The 629-nt window shown below is 54.4% G+C and carries 1 pseudogene; it reads left to right on the top strand.

From position 1 onward, the window contains the following. Positions 1-629 (top strand): annotated as a pseudogene (locus tag J5224_RS33775) (methyl-accepting chemotaxis protein); the annotation flags it as partial.

Raw genomic sequence — 629 nt, 5'->3', positions numbered from 1 at the left:
AACTGCGTCGTGATTTCACTACGGCTATCGATAAATACAACGCGGTTATCGCCGGTTTAAAAGAGCAGGCGCAGCAACGTATTAGTGGTTGGGTTGAGTGGTGCAAACGTATCCTGATTGCCGCGCTGGCCGTGGGCGCAGTCATTGTGGTACTGACCGATCGCTACCTGGCGGCGTTCGTGGTGCGCCCGTTGGAGCGCATTCAGCAGCATCTGCAAGTGTTGGCAGAAGGCATTTTGCATACGCCCTTGGAGCAGATGGGGAGAAACTGTGTCGGCAGGCTGGCTCCTTTCGTTCAGCAAATGCAAGGCAATTGGGTGAAGACCGTATCGGATATTCGCGGCAGCGCTGAAGAAATTTACCGCAGCGCCGGGGAAATTGCGTCGGGCAACACCGATCTTTCATCGCGCACCGAAGAGCAGGCGTCTGCGTTAGAACAAACCGCCGCCAGCATGGAACAATTGAGCGCGGTGGTGAAACAGAATGCGGATAACGCTAATCAGGCCAGTCTGGTCGCGAAGAACGCTTCACAGACCGCCAATGAAGGCGGTGATATCGTCAACGGCGTGATCAAGACCATGAGTACGATCAGCGGCAGCTCACAAAAAATTGCCGATATTATTTCCGTC

The organism is Candidatus Symbiopectobacterium sp. NZEC135, assembly GCF_025962695.1.
Note: the sequence above shows the minus strand (reverse complement) of the source record. Positions and strands in the feature narration are given on the sequence as shown.